The following is an 18,761-nucleotide window of genomic DNA, read 5'->3' as shown; positions in this document are numbered from 1 at the left end:
ATCTAACGCCGAACGGCGGCCCCGCGGGAATCGCGGGGCCGCCGTCCGGTGAACGACCGAGGCCGAGCAGATTATGACTACTCGGAGGCCGCGGTCTTGATCTCGATGGCCGCCTTGACCAGGCCCGCGAACAGCGGGTGCGGGCGGGTCGGACGGGACTTCAGCTCCGGGTGGGCCTGGGTGGCCACCAGGTAGGGGTGCACCTCGCGCGGGTACTCGACGTACTCGACCAGGTCGCCCTTGGGCGAGAGGCCGGAGAACACCAGGCCGGTCTTCTCCAGGTCCGCGCGGTAGGCGTTGTTGACCTCGTAGCGGTGGCGGTGGCGCTCCTCGACGTACTGCTCGCCGCCGTAGACCTCGCGGACGATCGAGCCCTCGGCGAGCTTGGCCGGGTACAGGCCCAGGCGCATGGTGCCGCCCAGGTCGCCCTTGCCGTCGACGATCGCCAGCTGCTCGGCCATCGTGGAGATGACCGGGTGCTTGGCGGCGGCGTCGAACTCGGTGGAGTTGGCCTCCGGCAGGCCGGCCAGGTTGCGGGCCGCCTCGATGACCACGCACTGCAGGCCCAGGCACAGGCCGAGCAGCGGGATCTTGTTCTCGCGGGCGTAGGTGATCGCGCCGACCTTGCCGTTGACGCCGCGGTCGCCGAAGCCGCCGGGGATGCAGATCGCGTCGACGTCGCCGAGCTGGGCCTGGGCGCCCTCGGGGGTCTCGCAGTCGTCCGAGGTGACCCACTTGATCTCGACCCGGGCGTTGTTGGCGAAGCCGCCGGCGCGCAGCGCCTCGGTCACCGACAGGTAGGCGTCCGGCAGGTCGATGTACTTGCCGACCAGGGCGACCTTGACGATGTGCTGCGGCTCGTGGACGCGGCGCAGCAGGTCGTCCCAGGTGGTCCAGTCGACGTCGCGGAACGGCAGGTCCAGGCGGCGCACCACGTAGGCGTCCAGGCCCTCGCCGTGCAGCACCTTGGGGATGTCGTAGATCGACTTGGCGTCGATGGCCGCGACCACGGCCTCCTCGTCCACGTCGCACATCATCGAGATCTTGCGCTTGATCGCCTGCGGGACCTCGCGGTCGGCGCGCAGCACGACCGCGTCGGGCTGGATGCCGATGTTGCGCAGCGCGGCGACGGAGTGCTGGGTGGGCTTGGTCTTCAGCTCGCCCGAGGGGCCGATGTACGGCAGCAGGGAGACGTGCACGAAGAACACGTTGTCCCGGCCGACCTCGTGGCGGACCTGGCGGACGGCCTCCAGGAACGGCAGCGACTCGATGTCGCCGACGGTGCCGCCGACCTCGGTGATCACCACGTCGACGTCCTCGGTCGCCATCCGGCGGATCCGGGACTTGATCTCGTTGGTGATGTGCGGGATGACCTGGACGGTGTCGCCCAGGTACTCGCCGCGGCGCTCCTTGGCGATGACGGTCGAGTACACCTGGCCGGTGGTGACGTTCGCCGAGCCGTGCAGGTTGGTGTCCAGGAACCGCTCGTAGTGGCCGATGTCCAGGTCGGTCTCGGCGCCGTCGTCGGTGACGAACACCTCACCGTGCTGGAACGGGTTCATGGTGCCCGGGTCCACGTTGAGGTACGGGTCGAGCTTCTGCATCGTTACGCGCAGGCCGCGGGCCTTGAGCAGCGCGCCGAGGCTGGAGGCGGTGAGCCCCTTGCCGAGCGAAGAGGCGACACCCCCGGTGACGAAGAGGTGCTTGGTCGTCACGGCGCGGCCGTTCGCTGCCTTGCCGGAATGGGGCTGTGCCAAGAGGGGGCTCCCGTGGGTCGCGTGTCGAAAGTGACGTGGGCGGGAGGCTCGGGGTTCGCCGGGCGACGGAGGCCGGCTCGGTGCGCGGCGCTCGAAGGGTCGTCGGTTCGGCTGGTCCGGGGCGTTTGATCCCGCCGGTCCACGGGATACCAGGGTATCAGTGACCCGACCCGGACGCCGTTCGGGCCGCGCGCACCGCACCGGGAGCGCGCGCGGGGCGCACCACCGGCGCATCACACGCCGCACGTGTCACACCGGTCGCACCACCGGCCGGACCGGGCCAGAGCGGAGCATCCATCCGGACCATACCGGCCCCTCCGGCCGGACCAGGCGGAGGTGATCCTTCCGGACCATCCTGCGCCGCGCCCTCACGATGCACGGCATTTCCGCCGAATTGCGGCGCCACACCGGGCTGCGCCCGCGTGCTTCGCCCCTTTCGTCCGTCGTAAGCTGCTCGGACGCATCGCCGACAGCACGAGCACGCGGAGGGCGTGGGAGGGTCAGGACACTCCCGGTCCCCGATGCGCGACCGGACCTCCCCGTATTCCAGCTCCCCCCACCCACTCCAGGGGCTCGACCGAGCCCCGCGGACACTCCAGCAAGGCCTGCCACCACCCCCGGCAGGCCGGACGTCCCGGGGTGGACCTCCGGCCCCGCAGACCGCTCGCTCCCTCCGCTCGCCGATGCCCTGACCACATTGCGAACTGGAGATCCACGTGGCCGGCCGTATCGAGGACTACGCACTCATCGGGGACATGCAGACCGCTGCCCTGGTCAGCAGGGACGGGGCGGTGGACTGGCTCTGCCTTCCCCGCTTCGACTCGCCGGCCGTGTTCGCCGGTCTGCTCGGCACCGATGAACACGGCTTCTGGCGGATCGGCCCGGCCGAGGCCGTCCCGACCGAGGTCCCCGCACCGGCCGCCGCCACGCCCCCCACCACCGGCCGGACCCACATCGCCACCCCCGCCGACCTGCGCGTGCCCCCGCCCACCGCCGCCGCCCCCGCCCTGCCCGCCGACCGCCGCCACTACCGGGGCGACTCGCTGATCCTGGAGCAGGAGTGGGACGCCCAGGGCGGCACCGTGCGGGTGATCGACTTCATGCCGCCGCGTCCCCTGGCCGGCAAGGACGCCGTCCCCCAGGTGATCCGGATCGTCGAGGGCGTCTCGGGCACCGTGCGGATGCGCTCGGCGCTGCGGATGCGCTTCTCCTACGGCCGGGTGGTGCCCTGGGTGCACCGCGTCGAGCAGGCCGACGGCGGCCACCGCACCGTCGCCGTCGCCGGACCCGACTCCGTCTGGCTGGACGGCGAGGCCGAGACCTACGGCCGCGACCTCACCACCTACGCCGACTTCACCGTCAACGCCGGCGAACGCATCGCCTTCGCCCTCACCTGGCAGGCCTCCCACCTCGACCCGCCCAGGACCCCCGACGCCGAACAGCTGCTGGACGCCACCGCCGACTTCTGGCACGAATGGGCCGACCAGTGCACCTACCAGGGCCCCTACCGCGAGGCCGTGATCCGCTCCCTCATCACCCTCAAAGGCCTCACCTACGCCCCCACCGGCGGCATCGTCGCCGCCCCCACCACCTCCCTGCCCGAGGACATCGGCGGCGAACGCAACTGGGACTACCGCTACACCTGGCTGCGCGACGCCGCCATCACCCTCTCCTCACTGCTGCGCACCGGCTACCGCGAAGAGGCCAAGGCCTGGCGCGAGTGGCTGCTGCGCGCGGTGGCCGGCGACCCCGAGAACCTCCAGATCATGTACGGCATCGCCGGCGAGCGCGAACTCACCGAATCCTCCCTCGACTGGCTGCCCGGCTACGAACACTCCCAGCCCGTCCGCGTCGGCAACGGCGCAGCCGGACAGCTCCAGCTCGACGTCTACGGCGAGGTCGTCGAAGCCCTGCACCTGGGCCACATGACCGGCCTGGTCCGCAACGACCACGCCCACCACCTCCAGCTGCGCCTGATCGAGTACCTGGAGGACCACTGGCAGAACCCGGACGAGGGCATCTGGGAGGTCCGCGGCCCGCGCCGGCACTTCGTCCACTCCAAGGTCATGGCCTGGGTCGCCGTCGACCGGACCATCAAACTGCTGGAACAGACCCCCGAGGACGCCCCCGGCGGCCACCTGGAACGCTGGCGCGCGCTGCGCGCCGAGATCCACGCGGACGTCTGCGAGAAGGGCTACGACCCGGAACGCAACACCTTCACCCAGTACTACGGCGGCAAGGAACTGGACGCCTCGCTGCTGCTGATCCCCCAGGTCGGCTTCCTGCCCCCGGACGACAAGCGCGTCATCGGCACCATCGAGGCGATCCAGCGCGAACTGTCCACCGAGGACGGCTTCGTGCTGCGCTACCCCACCCACGACGACACGTCCGGCGACCACGTCGAGAACGTGGACGGCCTCTCCGGCCACGAGGGCGCCTTCCTGGCCTGCTCGTTCTGGCTGGCCGACGACCTCGCCATGATCGGCCGGGTGCAGGAGGCCCGCGAACTGTTCGACCGACTGCTCGCACTGCGCAACGACCTGGGCCTGCTCGCCGAGGAATGGGACCCACGGCTCAAGCGCCAGGTCGGCAACTTCCCCCAGGCCTTCAGCCACGTCCCGCTGATCGACACCGCCCTGCGGCTGACCGCCTGCGGGGCCGCGTACCTGTCCGCCCAGCCGGACGGCCCGGCCGCCGACCGGGTCGAGCGGGCCACCGTCTAGGACCCGCGTTACCCGCGCTGCACCAGCTCGTCGTAGGTGCTGAGCACCTGGGCGACGGTGGCGGCCTCGTCCGGCCAGGTCTCGGCCTGCTGCCGGCCGGCCGCCACCAGCTGCTCGCGGCGGGCCGGGTCGGCCAGCAGGGCGCGCACCGCGCGGCCGAGCGCTGCCGGGTCCCCGGAGGGCACCAGCACGGCGGCGTCGCCGACCAGTTCGGGGACGCCGCCGACAGCGGTGGCGACCACCGGCACCCCGGCCCGCATCGCCTCCTGCACCACCAGCGAGCGCGCCTCCCAGCGACTGGGGACCACCACCACGTCGGCGGCGGCCAGCAGGTCGGGCACGTCGGTGCGGTAGCCGAGCAGCCGCACCGGCAGCTTCTCCGCGGCCGCCCGCTCGCGCAGCGCGCCCGCCTCCGGGCCGTCCCCGGCGATCAGCACGAGCGGCTGCGGGTCCGGCGCGGACAGCTCCAAGGTGGCGTCCAGCAGCAGCCCGAAGGCCTTCTGCGGGACGAGTCGGCCGACCGCCAGCACCAGCGGGCGGTCCGGGCCGTCGCCGAGCAGCGCGGCACGCGCCTCGGTGCGGCCGAGCCGGCCCTCCGGCATCGGCGGGGCGGCCACCGGGCCCAGCCGGGCGTCGGTGGCACCCAGCTCACGGGCCCGGGCGACCAGGTCGGAGGAGGCGCCGAGGACCAGGTCGGCGGCGCGCGCCACCCGCCGTTCCATCAGCCGCTGCAGCCGGCGCTCCATGCCGGTGGCGAGCAGCGCGTGGTGCGAGGTGACCACCAGCGGGGTCTCCGGACGCAGTCCCGGGAAGCGGCCCGCGGTGCGCAGCGCCAGGTCGGACAGCAGCCCGGCGCGCAGCCCGTGGGCGTGCACCACGTCGGCGCCGGTGAAGGCCCGGCGCAGTTCGCCGATCGCGGTGGCGTCGCTGCGGGCGCCCGCCGTGGGCGTGATGTCGACGGTGTGGAACCTGGCGCCCGTACGGGAGAAGCCGAAGAGCGCGTCCGTGCCGGCCGGCGCGCAGACCGTGACGTTCACCCCGTGCGCGACCAGGCCCTGGGCCAGGGAGCGCACGTGCGCACCGATGCCGCCGGTGCTGGCGGCCAGGACGAGTACCACGTGCAGCTGCCCCGGTTCGGGGACGGCCGCGGTGGCCCGGGCGGCGGAATGGTCCACGTCGTCTCGCATCCGACTCGATCAGGTTCGCGCGCCGCTTCGCGAGGATTGCCCGCCGGGCGGCGCTCGGGGCTGGAAAGCCAGTGTCCAGCCGCCACCATGCCAGGTCGGCGGCCCTCTTGGACAGTCGGCGCCACCGGGGCGCGTCGCCGACGTCAAAGGGGCCGCCGGCGCCGGCTACCGGTGGCGCGGGGCCCGGGCTGCAGCCAGCAGTTCCTCGGCGTGGGCGCGGCCCAGCTCCGAGTCCTCCAGGCCGGCCAGCATCCGGGAGAGTTCGCGCACCCGCTCCTCGTCGTTCAGCACCTTGACGCCACTGCGGGTCACGGTGCCGTCGTTGGTCTTCTCCACCACCAGGTGACGGTCGGCGAACGCGGCGACCTGCGGGAGGTGGGTGACCACCACGACCTGGGCGGACTCGGCCAGCTTGGCCAGCCGGCGGCCGATCTCGACCGCGGCCTTGCCGCCGACGCCCGCGTCCACCTCGTCGAACAGGTAGGTGGGGACGGGGTCGGCCCCCGCGAAGACCACCTCGACGGCGAGCATCACGCGCGACAGCTCACCGCCGGAGGCGCCCTTGGCGATCGGGCGCGGCTGAGCGCCCGGGTGCGGGGCGAGCAGCACCTCGACCTCGTCCACGCCGTGCGGACCGTACGCGACGGTGCGCCCGCCGACCTCGATCCCGGCCAGGTCGTCCACCTGGCTGATCGAGAAGGTCACCCGGGCGTGCGGCATGGCCAGTTCGGCGAGTTCGGAGGAGACCGCCTCGGCGAACCGCCCGGCCGCGGCGTGCCGGGCCTGCGACACCTCGGCGGCCAGCTCGGCCAGCTCGGCCCGCAGCTCGGTCTCCCGGGCGCCGAGCTCGTCGATCCGGTCGTCGTCGCCGTCGAGCTCGGCGAGCCGCACCGCCCCGGCCTCGGCCCAGGCGATCACCTCGGCGAGCGAGTTCTCCTCGCCGCCGTACTTGCGCAGCAGCTGGGCCAGCACGGCCCGGCGGTCCTCGACGGCGGACAGCCGCACCGGGTCGGCGTCCAGGTCGTCGGCGTAGCCGGCCAGGTCGCCGGCCACGTCGGCGAGCAGGTAGCCGACCTCGTTGAGGCGGTCGGCCAGGGCGGCCAGCCGCTCGTCGTGGTGGCGCACCGCGTCCAGGGCCCGGCGGGACTGGGCGAGCAGGGTGCCCGCGTCCAGCGCCTCCGGGTCGACCGGGTCGCCGGCCAGGGCGGCGTGGGCGAGGGTCGCGGCGGAGGACAGCGCATCGGCGTGGCCGAGCCGCTCGGCCTCGGCGGCCAGCTCCACGTCCTCGCCGGCCACCGGCTCGGCGGCGGCGATCTCGTCCAGGCCGAAGCGCAGCAGGTCGGCCTCTTGGGCGCGCTCGCGGGCCCGGGTGGTCAGCTCCTCCAGGCTCGCCGAGACCTCGCGCAGGGCGCGGTAGGTCTCCCGGTAGCGGGCCAGCGGCTCGGCCACCGAGGCGCCCGCGTACCGGTCCAGCGCGCCGCGCTGGCGGGCCGGGCGCAGCAGGCGCTGCTGGTCGGTCTGGCCGTGCACCGCGATCAGGTCCTCGCCGAGTTCGGCGAGCAGCCCGACCGGGACGGACCGGCCGCCGACGTGCGCCCGGGAGCGGCCCTCCGCGGAGACCGTCCGGCTGAGCAGCAGCGCACCGTCGTCGTCCAGTTCGGCCCCGGCCTCGACCGCGCGGGCCGCCACCGGGGAGTCGGCAGGCAGTTCCAGCCGGCCCTCCACGACGGCGCGTCCGGTGCCGTTGCGCACCAGGCCCGGATCGGCGCGTCCGCCGAGCAGCAGGCCGAGGCTGGTCACGACCATGGTCTTGCCGGCGCCGGTCTCACCGGTCACGGCGGTGAAGCCGGGGGCGAGTTCGACCACCGCGTCGTCGATGACCCCAAGATCCCGTATCCGCATCTCGTCCAACACGGAGACGACCTTACGAGGTTCCGCCCCCGGCGCGCGACGAGCGACAACGGCGCGCGGCAACTCCGCACCCGGAAGTTCATCCCTTCCGGGAGTCCTCCGCGGGCGCCGGCACGGTGCACCAGGGCAGGAGGAACTGCACCAGCGGGCCGATGGCGAGCGCGTACGCGACGGTGCCGACCCCGGCGGTACCGCCGAGCAGCAGGCCGGCGGTGAGCACCGTCACCTCGATGCCGGTGCGGATCAGCCGCAGCGATCGGCCGGTGCGCCGGTGCAGGCCGGTCATCAGGCCGTCGCGCGGGCCGGGGCCGAGCCGGGCACCGATGTAGAGGCCGCTGGCCAGGCCGTTGAGGGCGATCGCCACGGCCGTCAGCGCGATCCGGGCGGCCAGGGCGCCGGGGCCGTCGACGACCCGCAGGGTGAGGTCCATGGACGTGCCGATCACCAGCACGTTGGCGACGGTGCCCAGGCCAGGGCGCTGGCGCATCGGGATCCACAGCAGCAGGACGAGCGCGCCGCAGATGGTCACCCAGGCGCCGACCGAGAGGCCGACGGTGCGCTGGAGGCCCTGGTGCAGGACGTCCCAGGGGTCGAGGCCGAGGCCGGCGCGGAGCATCAGCGCCATGCTCACCCCGTACAGGGCGAGGCCGACGAACAGCTGCGGTATCCGGCGGCCCAGGGCGCGGGTGTCACCGAGCACCCGGACGGCGAGGCCGGCTCCCCGGGCGGCGGGCACGGAGGTCGGGGTCGGGGTGCCGGTGGGCGTGCACGTGGCCGGGGTGGCGGTGGACGGGACGGCCGGCGGCGTGGTCGTGGTGGCCAATGTTGCTCCTGCGGTGGTGCTGCACCACCGGGACCGGCCCGGCGGTGGCGGACGGTGTGGCCGCCCTGTCATGATGGCCAGGCCAAAACGGCCCACTCCAGGGCCAATACCGATCGAGTGGACTGATTGCCATGGCCGACTGGCACACCACCGTCACCCCGCCCGCCCTGGCCCGGCTGCTCGCCACCGCCCGGCTCCCCGAGCCGGCCGCCGCCCGCCGCCCCGCCTACCGCACCCTGGCCGGGCAGATCCGGCTGCTGGTCACCGAGGGCCGGCTGCCGGTCGGCGCCCGTCTGCCCGCCGAACGCGAGCTGGCCACCGCCCTGTCGATGAGCCGCACCACCGTCGCCACCGCGTACGAGACCCTGCGCGGCGACGGCTACCTGCACAGCCGGCGCGGCGCGGGCAGCTGGACCGCCCTGCCCGAGGGCGCCCCGCCGCCCGGCGAGGCCCTGCACCCCGTCCCGCCGGACGAGCAGGGCCGCATCCTGGACCTCGGCGTCGCCGCCCCGCCCGCCCCGCAGCCCTGGGTCGGCCGGGCCGCCGCCCGGGCCGTCGAACAGCTGCCCTACTACGCCGCCGGGCACGGCCACTACCCCACCGGCGTCCCGGTGCTGCGCGAGGCCGTCGCCCGCCGCTTCACCGAGCGCGGGCTGCCCACCACCGCCGACCAGATCCTGATCACCACCGGTGCGATGGGCGGCCTGCACCTGGTCCAGCGGGCGCTGATCGGCCGCGGCGACCGGGTCGCCGTCGAGGCGCCCAGCTACGCGCACACCCTGCAGGCACTGCGGCTGACCGGCGCGCGCCTGGTGCCGGTGCCGTACGCCTGGACGTCGCAGCCCGCCTGGGACCTCGACGAGTGGCGGCGGGTGCTGCGCGGCGCCGGCCCCAGGGTCGCCTACGTGATCCCGGACTTCCACAACCCGACCGGTGCGCTGATCGACGAGGAGCAGCGCCGCGAACTGCTCGCCGCCGCCCGGGCCGCCGGGAGCATCGTGCTGGCCGACGAGACCACCGCCGAACTCGGCTGGGGCGTCCCGCCGTCCACACCGCTGCCGCGCCCGATGGCGGCGCTGGACCGCTCCGCCCAGGTGGTCACCGTCGGCTCGGCGGGCAAGCTGCTCTGGGGCGGCCTGCGGATCGGCTGGGTCCGGGCCGCGCCCGCGCTGGTGCGCCGACTGGCCACCGAGCGGGTCTACAGCGACGTCGGCACCCCGGTGCTGGACCAGCTGATCGCCGCCGAGCTGCTGGGCGAACCACTGCCCGAGGTCCGGGAGCACCAGCTGACCCGGCTGCGGGCCACCGCGCGGGCCTTCGCCACCGCCCTGCCCGAACGGCTGCCCGGATGGAGCTTCGCCATGCCGCCCGGCGGGCTCTCGCTGTGGGTCTCCACCGACGGCCTGTCCGGCGCGGCACTGGCCCGGGCCGGGGAGCTCGGCGGGGTCCGGATCGCCTCGGGCAACCGCTTCGGTTCGGACGGCGCCTTCGAGCACCACATCCGCCTCCCGGTCACCGTGCCCGCCGCGACCGTCCCCGCCGCCGTCGAACGCCTCGCCGCCCTGGCCGCCCACGCGGCGGCCGGCGGCCGGCTCGAACCGGCCGACGAGGCCCAGCCGCTGGCGGTCTGACGGACCGCTGGTGGCCGGTCCACGGCCTCGTGGCAGATGAAATCCCCTGGCCCGCACGGACGTTGATGCGCGCGGACGCGCAGCGGCCGGCTGCCCCGGTACCGGCCGGCGTCAGGGGCGCTCTAGTGGTGGTCGGCCCGGCCGCGCCAACCCGTCACCGGCAGCGCGAACTTGGCCACCAGCCGGTCGGTGAACGGCGCCCGGTGCAGTCTGGCCAGCCGCACCGGAGTCCGGCCCCGACGGACCTCCACCCGCGCCCCGGCGGGCAGTTCGACCGAGCGCCGCCCGTCGCACCAGAGCACGCCGTGCGGGGTCTTGGGCTGCACCTCGACCGCCAGCACCGACTTCGGCGAGGTCACCAGCGGGCGGGCGAACAGCGCGTGCGCGGAGATCGGCACCATCAGCAGCGCCTCCACCTCCGGCCACACCACCGGACCGCCCCCGGAGAACGCGTACGCGGTGGAACCGGTCGGCGTCGCGCACACCACGCCGTCACAGCCGAAGTTGGAGACCGGACGGCCGTCCACCTCGGTCACCACCTCCAGCATCCGCTCCCGCGACGCCTTCTCGATCGAGGCCTCGTTCAGCGCCCAGTCCTCGTGCACCACATCGCCGTTGGTGCGGACGATGACATCGATCGTCATCCGCTCCTCGACCTCGTAGTCGGCGTCCACCACCCGCTCGACCACCACCGCCAGGTCGTCCCGCTCGGCCTCGGCGAGGAAACCCACCCGGCCCAGGTTGATCCCGAGCATCGGCAGCCCGTGCGAGCGTGCCAGCTCCGCCCCGCGCAGCAGCGTCCCGTCCCCGCCGGCCACCAGGATCAGCTCGCAGCCGTCCGCCGCCCCGGGGCCCTCGGCCACCTTCTCGACGCCTTCCGGCAGATCCAGGTCCACCGCTTCGGCCTCCAGCAGTCTGATCCGGAGCCCCGCCTTCAGCAGCCCGTGCACCAGAGCCTCGACGCTGCGCAGCGCCGCCTCCCGGCCGGTGTGCGCGATCAGGAAGACCGTACGTTCTTCATCGCTCATGCCGCTGCCCTCTCCCTAACGCCTGCCGGGTCGCCCTTGGCCCCGGTGCGGCCGCGCCATACAACATGACGGGCCGGACGCTCGCAAGGCACCCTACCGGGGCCCCTCCGCCACGGCCCGGTCCGCGGCCTCGGGGTCCAGCTGCGGAGCGTCCCGGCGCAGCCAGAGGAAGTACTCGACGTTTCCGGACGGCCCCGGCAGGGGGCTCGCGGTGACCGCACGCACGCCCAGCCCGAGCTCCCACGCCTGACCGGCGACCTGGCGCACCATCTCGGCGCGCAGCTGCGGGCTGCGCACCACCCCGCCGCTGCCCAGACGCTCCTTGCCGATCTCGAACTGCGGCTTGACCATCAGGACCAGGTCCGCGTCCTCGGCCGCGCAGGAGGCGAGGGCCGGGAGCACCAAGCCCAGCGAGATGAACGACAGGTCGCCCACCACCAGGTCCACCGGGGTGCCGCCGATCAGGTCCGGGGTCAGCTCGCGCACATTGGTGCGGTCCATCACGGTGACCCGGTCGTCGCTCTGCAGCGACCAGGCGAGCTGCCCGTAGCCGACGTCCACCGCCAGCACGTGCGCGGCCCCGGCGCGCAGCAGCACGTCGGTGAACCCGCCGGTGGAGGCGCCCGCGTCCAGCGCCCGGCGGCCCTCGACCACCAGGCCCTGCGGCACGAAGGCCGCGAACGCGCCGGCGAGCTTGTGGCCGCCGCGCGAGACGTAGTCGGGGTCGTTCTCGTCCTTGGCCACCACGACCGCCGCCGAGGTCTCCACCTGGGTGGCCGGCTTGGTCGCGGTGGTGCCGCCGACGGTCACCCGTCCGGCCGCGATCAGTTCGGACGCGTGTTCACGCGATCGGGCCAGCTTGCGGCGGACCAGTTCCGCGTCGAGTCGGCGTCGTGCCACTGCCACTGGTGTTTCAGCTCCTACGGATCCTGCGGGGTCATTCCTGGTCGAGCGCGGCCAGTGTGTCGACGAGCCGCTGGTGAACATCTTCGTACACCGCGACGTGTGCCTCGGCCGGGACCCCGTCCAAGGCCTCCAGCAGAGCCAGCCCGGCGTCGATCCCGGGGTGGCCGGTGGGAGCCATTTCGACGCCGAGCGGCTCGGCGGGGACGACCGCGTCGAGCGGTGCCGGCGGCATGGCGTGCCGAACGGAATCGGGTGGGCGAACGGTCTCGGGCAGGCGGGCGGACCCGGACGGGCGGGCGGACCCGGGCGGTTCACTCGTCTCGGGCATCGGGCTTCTTCGTGCTGGTGGCCTTGCGGACGGTGGTCTTCCTGGTCGCCGCACGCTTGGCGGGAGTTCCGGGCCGGGCGCCGGCCTCGGACTGCGCTTCGGCCTGCTTGGCGGTGGCGGTCTTCTTGACGGTCGTCGTCTTCTTCGCGGCGGCCTTCTTGCCCGCCGTCTTCTTCGGCGTGGCCCTGTCGGCCGCGGTCTTCTTCGCCGTGCTCTTCTTGGCGGCGTTCTTGCTCGCGGGGCTCGTGCTCGCAGCACCCTCGCCTGCGGCGCTCTTCTTCACCGCGGACTCCCCGGCCGGTCCCGCCTTGCCGCCGACGGCGGGCTCCTCCTGCGGGGTCGGGGAGACCACGGGCACCGGCTCGGGCGCAATCGGCGGATCGACCTCGACCGGCTCGTCCACCTCCACCCGCTCGGCGACTATCGGCTCATCCGCCGTCCGGGCGGCCGACCGCTCCTCCTCGAACTCCCAGCCGTGTCCGAACAGGTCGCCCGCCCGCGGCGCCGGCACCGGCTGCTCGGCCTCGTACGACCGCGGCCCGGACTCGGCCGCCGGGGCCTCCTCCTCGACCTCGCGCAGCTTGGTCTCCAGGTACGCCAGCACCACACCGACCTTGGTCACCTGGTCGCCGACCTTCTCGAAGACCTTCTCCGCCTCGTTGCGCGCCACGCCCACCGCCAGGTCCACCCCGGCGCGCCCGGCGGTGACCGCTTCCCCGGCCAGGGTCTGCAAGGTCTCCACCGACGGCGGGAACTGGCCACCCATCCGACGCTCGACCTCGGCGACGTCGACCCCCGCCTTCTCCAGGATCGAGGTCGCCGTCCCGACGACCAGCTTGCCGACCTCCTCGACCACCCCGGCGGCGGTCTCCACCACTCCCCGAACCGTCCTCGGCAGCATCCGGGTGCCTCCCAATCGCCTACACGTGTCGCTCTGTCGCCCTCGGCACCCGGGCCGTTCCGGGCACCCCACTGACGACGCTACCGCCAAAACCCTCCTGAGGTACCGTGGCCCGCAGTCAGCACCGTAGCGACCGGGGGAGGGAGCCGCCCCGTGGCGAATTCCGAGGAGTGCCGGGAGGCACTGGAGCAGCTCAGCCGGAACATGACGAAGTCCACCGGCGACGTCCGCAAGGCCGCGGCCCTCGACCGCTCGCTCAGCTGCCGGATCACCGACCTCGACCTGACCTTCACCGGGCAGCTGCGCGACGGCCGGATCCAGGACGTGGTGGCCGCCCCCGGCCCCCCGGCCGCGAAGGCGGAGATCCGGCTCACCATGAGCAGCGACGACCTGGTCGCGCTGGTCGGCGGCCGGCTCAACTTCGCCTCCGCGTGGGCGAGCGGCCGGATCAAGCTGGAGGCGGGCTTCCGCGACCTGCTGCGGCTGCGCACCCTGTTCTGAACCCGGCCGCCGAAGGCAGCGCCGGAGGCAGTCAGGCCCCGGTACCGCCGACCGCCCTCAGAACCCCAGGTCGGCCAGCGCCTTCCGGCCGTCCACCGGCGCACCACCCGCGTCCAGCACCGTCCACGCCGCCGCACACAGCGCCCGCAGGCCGTCCCAGCGGTCCCCTGCCCCGGACAGCCGCAGCACCCCGGCCTCGACCCCCGCGACCCAGCCGCCGCACGCGAAGCCGCCGTCCACGGCCGTCACCGCCGGGTGCGGGACGAGCAGTCCGCGCAGGTCGGCCGCAAGGTAGGTCGGCCGGTGCTCGACCGGGGCCGCCAGCAGCAGCTCCGGAGTGGTCACCCCGGTGAACACCAGCAGGCTGTCCACCCCGCCGTTGAACGCGCCCTCGATGTCGGTGTCCAGCCGGTCCCCGACCACCAGCGGCCGCTCCGCGCCGGTACGCAGCACGGTCTCGCGGTGCATCGGCGGCAGCGGCTTGCCCGCCACCTCCGGCTCCACCCCGGTCGCCGCCCGCACCGCCGCCACCAGGGTGCCGTTGCCGGGCGCGATGCCGCGGGCCCTCGGCACCGTCAGGTCCAGGTTGGACGCCACCCACGGCAGGCCGCTCTGCACCGCGTACGAGGCCTCCGCCAGATCCGCCCAGCCCACCGAGGGGTCGAAGCCCTGGACCACCGCAAGCGGCCCGTCGGCCAGCGAGCGGACCGCGACCAGCCCCAGCTCGGCCAGCGCCTCCTCCAGCCCGAGACCGCCCACGACCAGCACCTTCGACCCGGCCGGCACCTTCTCGGCAACCAGCCGGGCGGCGGCCTGGGCCGAGTTGATCACGTCGGTCGGCTCGGCCGGGACTCCCAGCTCGGTCAGGTGCTCGGCCACCACGCGCGGCGGGCGGGAGGCGTTGTTGGTCACGTACGCGAGCCGCATCCCGGCCGTCCGGGCGGCGTCCAGCGCGTCCACCGCGTGCTCGATCGCGTGTGCGCCCGCGTAGACCACACCGTCCAGGTCCAGCAGCGCGGTGTCGTACGCGTCGGTCAGCGGCCGCTCGCTGCCGCCGGGGGCGGTCCGTCGCACGGGGGTGGCCGTCTCGGTCATGGCTGCGCTACCTCATTCACTGCGTCGTTCACTGCATCGTCGTTCACTGCGTCGTCCGTCGCCTCGTCCGTGCCGCACTTCCTCGTGCGTCACGCCGTCCGTGCCGCACCGCGTCGTGCGTCACGCCGACCGTCACGGCGTCCGGCCGGTCGTCGCGCCCACCGGTCAGGCGCCGTCGTCGGCACCGGCTCCGGTCCCGGCACCGGTGTCATCCGCCGCTCCTCCGGACCCTCCGGCCGGGTCCTCGGCGACCGCCGGGGGCGCCAGGTACCCGGGTGCTCCCGGCAGCAGCGGTCCGTACGCCCCGGCACGGGCCGCCAGGGTCGCCCGGGTCTGTCGCAGCGCCTGCCGGTAGTGGTCCGCCTCCGGCCGCATCGCCACGGCCAGCGCCAAGTGCTCGGCGGAGGCCTCGAAGTCGCCCAGCCGGGCCGCCGCGACGCCCCACCCGAACTGAGCGTAGTCGTCCGCCGGGTCCGCGAGCGCCACGGCCCGGAAGTTCTCCAGCGCCGCCGCGTACGAGCCCGCGTCGAACTGGGCCCGTGCCAGCGCCTCCCGGATGCTGCGCGAGTGCGGCTCGGCCGCCGCCGCCCGGGCGAGCAGCTGCTCGGCGGCCGCGGGATGCCCCTGTGCCAGCAACCGGGCGCCCCGGCGGAACCAGTCGTACACGTCCCCGGTGGGCTCCCCGGAACGGCTCTGCCGCGGCACTCCGCCGACCGGCACCTCGCCGACCGCCGTGCCGTCGGCCGGTGCACAGCCGGCCGCGCCGTCGGCCGGAGCGCCCCCGTGGGTGGCACCGCTCGGCCCGCCCGACTCGGCCGGGCCGCCACCGTCCACCCGTTCCTGCCCGTCGTCCATGCCGTACCTCGCCCTCGGTCACACACCCGCCCCACCAACTCGGCGCGGGCATTCCGATCTCTCAACAACGTGTACCCGGTTACGATGCCCAGAATGAGCACACCCAGTGCAGAAGACGGAGTCGAGACTCCCGAGGGCGGCCCCGGCGATCCCGGGCACGTTGCCACCGCCGGCCTGTCCCTGTCCCCCTTCCGCGGCCTGCGCTACGTCCCCGACCGGGTCGGCGCCCTGGCCGCGGTGATGTCCCCGCCGTACGACGTCGTCGACCCGGGCCGCCGGCTCGACCTGGAGACCGCCGACCCGCACAACGTGGTCCGGCTGATCCTGCCCAGGCCCGAACCCGAGGACGCCGGCGACCGCCCCGACCGCGACACCCGCTACCGGCACGCCGCCCGGCTGCTGGCCGCCTGGCAGCGCGAGGGCGTCCTGGCCGCCGATCCCGAACCCGCGATCTACGTCTACGAGCAACGGGTGCCGGCCACCGCCGACTCCCCCGAGCTGCTCCAGCGCGGCCTGATCGGCGCCCTCGCGGTGAGCGGCCGCGAGGGCGGTGTGGTGCTCCCGCACGAGGACGTGATGCCGCGGCCGGTCGCCGACCGGGTCGGCCTGATGCGCACCACCCGGGCCAACCTGGAACCGCTGCTGCTCACCTATCGGGGCAACGGCGGCGCCTCCGGCGTGATCGAGCGGACGGTCGAGGGCGAGCCGCTGCTCTCCACGGCCACCAGCGACGGCACCCACCACCGCCTGTGGGCGGTCACCGACCCGGCCGAGATCGCCGAGATCAGCCGCGACCTCGCCACCTGCCGGGCCCTGATCGCCGACGGCCACCATCGCTGGGAGATGTACCTGCGCCTCCAGCGCGAGCACCGCCACCTGCCGCGCAGCCCCTGGGACCGCGGCATGGTGCTCCTGGTGGACACCGCCCGCTACCCGCTGCGGGTCCGCGCCATCCACCGCGTGCTGTACCGGCTGCCGGTGGCCGAGGCACTCGAGCGGCTCGGCGACCAGTGGAAGGTCAAGGAGGTCCCCGGACCGCTGTCCGCCGCGCTCCAGGCCCTCGCCGAGCAGAAACGGCACGGCGGCAACGGCTTCGTCGTGACCGGCGGCGACGGCATCTACTGGCTTCTCGGCGAGCCCGAGGAGTCCCTGCTCGACGCCACCGTGCCGCACGGCCGGCCCGAGGAGTGGCGCCACCTGGACGCCACCGTCCTGCACGCCACCCTGCTGGACCGCACCTGGCACGTCCCCGACGGTCCGGACGACATCGGCTACCTGCACACCGCCGTGGCCGCCGAACGGGAGGCCGCCCGCACCGGCGGCACCGCCGTCCTGCTGCACCCGGTCCGGGAGTCCGTGGTGCGACGGCTGGCCGAACAGGGCGTCACCATGCCGCGCAAGTCCACCTCCTTCGGGCCGAAGCCGGCCACCGGGCTGGTGCTGCGCAACCTCGCGCTGGGCTGACACCTCCGCCGGCCGGACACAGGCCCGGACGCCGTGAGGCCCTGCCGTTCCCGGAGTTCCCGGGGAACGGCAGGGCCTCACGGCGTTGCCTCAGGGTGCTGATCAGCCCTTGTCTGCGTCGGCCTTGGCAGCCTCGGCCTCCTCGGCGTTGGACTCCTCGACCTTGGTGTTCTCGGCCTTGGTGTCCTGGGCGTCCTGAGCCCGCGCGGGGACGACGCCGTCGAAGTCCTCGTCGATCTCGAGGTCGTCCTCGTCGTAGTACTCCTCGACGTCCTCCTCGTCCTCGAAGATCACGCGGTCGTCGGCGTTGTCGCCGCCACTGCGCTTCTTCGCCGGGGCGTCGGTCGACTCGGTCTCGTCCTCGGCCAGCTCCGGGTCGAGCGCGTCGGTGAACTCGACGCCGTCGATCTCGGCCAGCCGCTCCGAGGCGTTGGTGCTGCCGTCGGTGTCGGCCTCGGCGGCCTTGGCGAACCAGTCACGGGCCTCGTCGGCCCGGCCGGCCGCGATCAGGGCCTCGGCGTAGGCGTAGCGCAGGCGCGCGGTCCACGGGTGCACGGCGCTGGAGGCCAGCTCCGGGCTCTGCAGCGTCACCACGGCGGCGTCGAACTGCTCCATGTCGCTGCGGGCACCGGCCGCGACCAGGCGCATCTCGACCTGGCCGGCCTTGTCCAGCTGCTTCACCTCGGGCTCACCGGCCATCGCCAGCGCCCGCTCCGGACGGCCCAGACCGCGCTCGCAGTCGGCCATGACCGGCCACAGGTCCGCCCGGCCGGTCATCCGACGGGCGGCGCGGAACTCGGTCAGCGCCTCGGAGTAACGCTGCGTCATGTACGAAGCGAAACCGGCCGCCTCACGGACGGCCGCCACGCGGGAAGCCAGTCGGAGCGCGACGCGCGAGAACTGGTACGCCTCCTCCGGCTCGCTGTCGAGCAGGCGGGCCACCATCACCAGGTTGCGGGCGACGTCGTCCGCGAGGGTCTTGGGCAGGCTCTTGAGCTCCTGACGCACATCCGCGTCCAGCTCGAAGCCGGTGACGTCCTCCGGGATCGGCAGACGCTTGACGGGCTCGTAGTTGCCACGGCGGTCGTCGTAGTCCCGACGGTCACCGCCGCGCTCGTCACGGTCACGGCGGTAGCCGCCGCCCTGGCGGTCGTCACGGCGGAAGCCACCGCGGTCGCCGCCACGGTCGTCGCGGCGGAAGCCGCCACGGTCACCGCGGTCGCGGTTGAAGCCGCCGCCCTGGCGGTCGTCGCGACGGAAGCCGCCGCGGGCGCCACCGCGCTCGTCGCGGTCACGGCCGTACCCGCCCGACGGACGGTCGTCACGACGCGGACGGTCATCACGGTCATCACGACGGAAGCCACTCGGGCGGTCGTCGCGACGGAAACCACCGCCGGCCGGGCGGTCGTCACGACGGAAACCACCCGAGGGGCGGTCGTCACGACGGAAACCGCCACGGTCGCCACCGCGGTCGTCACGGTCACGGCCGTACCCGCCCGACGGACGGTCGTCACGACGCGGACGGTCATCACGGTCATCACGACGGAAGCCACTCGGGCGGTCGTCGCGACGGAAACCACCGCCGGCCGGGCGGTCGTCACGACGGAAACCACCCGAGGGGCGGTCGTCACGACGGAAACCGCCACGGTCG

General features: G+C 74.2%; 15 protein-coding genes and 1 pseudogene. 4 read left to right on the top strand and 12 right to left on the bottom strand.

Annotated features, from left to right (window positions below):
• Positions 1–77: 77 nt before the first annotated feature.
• A complete protein-coding gene (locus tag ACIRRH_RS31515) occupies positions 78–1,757 on the bottom strand; it encodes a CTP synthase (RefSeq protein WP_403074148.1) in 1,680 nt (559 codons plus the stop codon).
• A gap of 716 nt (positions 1,758–2,473) precedes the next feature.
• Here ACIRRH_RS31515 and ACIRRH_RS31510 point away from each other — a divergent pair.
• Positions 2,474–4,480: a glycoside hydrolase family 15 protein gene (locus ACIRRH_RS31510; RefSeq protein WP_403074146.1), complete on the top strand. Its 2,007-nt coding sequence runs from the start codon at positions 2,474–2,476 to the stop codon at positions 4,478–4,480.
• 8 nt (positions 4,481–4,488) lie between these two features.
• Here ACIRRH_RS31510 and ACIRRH_RS31505 read toward each other — a convergent pair whose 3' ends face one another.
• The 3 genes from ACIRRH_RS31505 to ACIRRH_RS31495 form a co-directional block, all read right to left on the bottom strand.
• The gene (locus ACIRRH_RS31505; protein ID WP_403074144.1) at positions 4,489–5,655 is read right to left on the bottom strand and encodes a glycosyltransferase family 4 protein; all 1,167 of its coding nucleotides are present in this window, start codon (positions 5,653–5,655) and stop codon (positions 4,489–4,491) included.
• A gap of 177 nt (positions 5,656–5,832) precedes the next feature.
• Complete coding sequence (gene recN / locus ACIRRH_RS31500) at positions 5,833–7,569, bottom strand: DNA repair protein RecN (protein WP_403074360.1); 1,737 nt, start codon at positions 7,567–7,569, stop codon at positions 5,833–5,835.
• 88 nt (positions 7,570–7,657) lie between these two features.
• Positions 7,658–8,314 (bottom strand): YitT family protein, encoded by a 657-nt coding sequence (locus ACIRRH_RS31495; RefSeq protein WP_403074358.1) that lies wholly within the window; start codon positions 8,312–8,314, stop codon positions 7,658–7,660.
• 218 nt (positions 8,315–8,532) lie between these two features.
• Between ACIRRH_RS31495 and ACIRRH_RS31490 the strand changes: the two genes are divergently transcribed.
• The gene (locus ACIRRH_RS31490) at positions 8,533–10,032 is read left to right on the top strand and encodes a PLP-dependent aminotransferase family protein (protein WP_403074142.1); all 1,500 of its coding nucleotides are present in this window, start codon (positions 8,533–8,535) and stop codon (positions 10,030–10,032) included.
• Positions 10,033–10,154: 122 nt separating this feature from the next.
• On the opposite strand, the gene ACIRRH_RS31485 is transcribed toward ACIRRH_RS31490, so the two are convergent.
• The 4 genes from ACIRRH_RS31485 to ACIRRH_RS31470 all read right to left on the bottom strand — a co-directional run bounded on the left by ACIRRH_RS31485 (position 10,155) and on the right by ACIRRH_RS31470 (position 13,171).
• Positions 10,155–11,060 carry an NAD kinase gene (locus ACIRRH_RS31485; protein WP_224280936.1) on the bottom strand — a complete coding sequence of 302 codons (906 nt, stop codon included), beginning with the start codon at positions 11,058–11,060 and terminating at the stop codon, positions 10,155–10,157.
• Positions 11,061–11,153: 93 nt separating this feature from the next.
• On the bottom strand, positions 11,154–11,960 hold the full coding sequence (locus ACIRRH_RS31480) for a TlyA family RNA methyltransferase (RefSeq protein WP_403074356.1): 807 nt from the start codon (positions 11,958–11,960) through the stop codon (positions 11,154–11,156).
• A 37-nt stretch (positions 11,961–11,997) separates the two neighbouring features.
• Positions 11,998–12,198 carry a hypothetical protein gene (locus ACIRRH_RS31475; protein ID WP_403074140.1) on the bottom strand — a complete coding sequence of 67 codons (201 nt, stop codon included), beginning with the start codon at positions 12,196–12,198 and terminating at the stop codon, positions 11,998–12,000.
• A gap of 79 nt (positions 12,199–12,277) precedes the next feature.
• Entirely contained in the window at positions 12,278–13,171 is an 894-nt protein-coding gene (locus ACIRRH_RS31470; protein WP_403074138.1) for a hypothetical protein, read from the bottom strand.
• 177 nt (positions 13,172–13,348) lie between these two features.
• Between ACIRRH_RS31470 and ACIRRH_RS31465 the strand changes: the two genes are divergently transcribed.
• Positions 13,349–13,696, top strand: coding sequence for an SCP2 sterol-binding domain-containing protein (locus tag ACIRRH_RS31465; RefSeq protein WP_403074136.1), 348 nt, complete (start codon positions 13,349–13,351; stop codon positions 13,694–13,696).
• A gap of 57 nt (positions 13,697–13,753) precedes the next feature.
• On the opposite strand, the gene ACIRRH_RS31460 is transcribed toward ACIRRH_RS31465, so the two are convergent.
• Together ACIRRH_RS31460 and ACIRRH_RS31455 are read right to left on the bottom strand one after the other, a co-directional pair.
• Positions 13,754–14,791 carry an HAD-IIA family hydrolase gene (locus tag ACIRRH_RS31460; protein ID WP_403074135.1) on the bottom strand — a complete coding sequence of 346 codons (1,038 nt, stop codon included), beginning with the start codon at positions 14,789–14,791 and terminating at the stop codon, positions 13,754–13,756.
• A gap of 165 nt (positions 14,792–14,956) precedes the next feature.
• On the bottom strand, positions 14,957–15,646 hold the full coding sequence (locus tag ACIRRH_RS31455) for a tetratricopeptide repeat protein (protein WP_403074133.1): 690 nt from the start codon (positions 15,644–15,646) through the stop codon (positions 14,957–14,959).
• Between the two features lie 93 nt (positions 15,647–15,739).
• Here ACIRRH_RS31455 and ACIRRH_RS31450 point away from each other — a divergent pair, with 93 nt between their 5' ends.
• Entirely contained in the window at positions 15,740–17,110 is a 1,371-nt protein-coding gene (locus ACIRRH_RS31450; RefSeq protein ID WP_403074131.1) for a DUF1015 family protein, read from the top strand.
• A 102-nt stretch (positions 17,111–17,212) separates the two neighbouring features.
• Here the strand turns inward: ACIRRH_RS31450 and ACIRRH_RS31445 are convergent, their stop codons facing one another.
• Both ACIRRH_RS31445 and ACIRRH_RS31440 read right to left on the bottom strand, forming a co-directional pair.
• Entirely contained in the window at positions 17,213–18,118 is a 906-nt protein-coding gene (locus ACIRRH_RS31445) for a tetratricopeptide repeat protein (protein ID WP_403074354.1), read from the bottom strand.
• 84 nt (positions 18,119–18,202) lie between these two features.
• Positions 18,203–18,761 (bottom strand): annotated as a pseudogene (locus ACIRRH_RS31440) (hypothetical protein); the annotation flags it as partial.

Origin of the sequence: Kitasatospora sp. NPDC101235 (genome assembly GCF_044767505.1) — a bacterium.
Classification (GTDB): Bacteria; Actinomycetota; Actinomycetes; order Streptomycetales; family Streptomycetaceae; genus Kitasatospora.
This window is presented reverse-complemented; position numbering and strand designations above follow the sequence as displayed.

Coding starts and splice junctions, on each gene's coding strand:
- ACIRRH_RS31490 (WP_403074142.1), top strand. CDS start 8,533: ATGGCCGACTGGCACACCACCGTCACCCCGCCCGCCCTGGCCCGGCTG.
- ACIRRH_RS31460 (WP_403074135.1), bottom strand. CDS start 14,791: ATGACCGAGACGGCCACCCCCGTGCGACGGACCGCCCCCGGCGGCAGC.
- ACIRRH_RS31450 (WP_403074131.1), top strand. CDS start 15,740: ATGAGCACACCCAGTGCAGAAGACGGAGTCGAGACTCCCGAGGGCGGC.
- ACIRRH_RS31485 (WP_224280936.1), bottom strand. CDS start 11,060: ATGAGCGATGAAGAACGTACGGTCTTCCTGATCGCGCACACCGGCCGG.
- ACIRRH_RS31475 (WP_403074140.1), bottom strand. CDS start 12,198: ATGCCGCCGGCACCGCTCGACGCGGTCGTCCCCGCCGAGCCGCTCGGC.
- ACIRRH_RS31455 (WP_403074133.1), bottom strand. CDS start 15,646: ATGGACGACGGGCAGGAACGGGTGGACGGTGGCGGCCCGGCCGAGTCG.
- recN (WP_403074360.1), bottom strand. CDS start 7,569: ATGCGGATACGGGATCTTGGGGTCATCGACGACGCGGTGGTCGAACTC.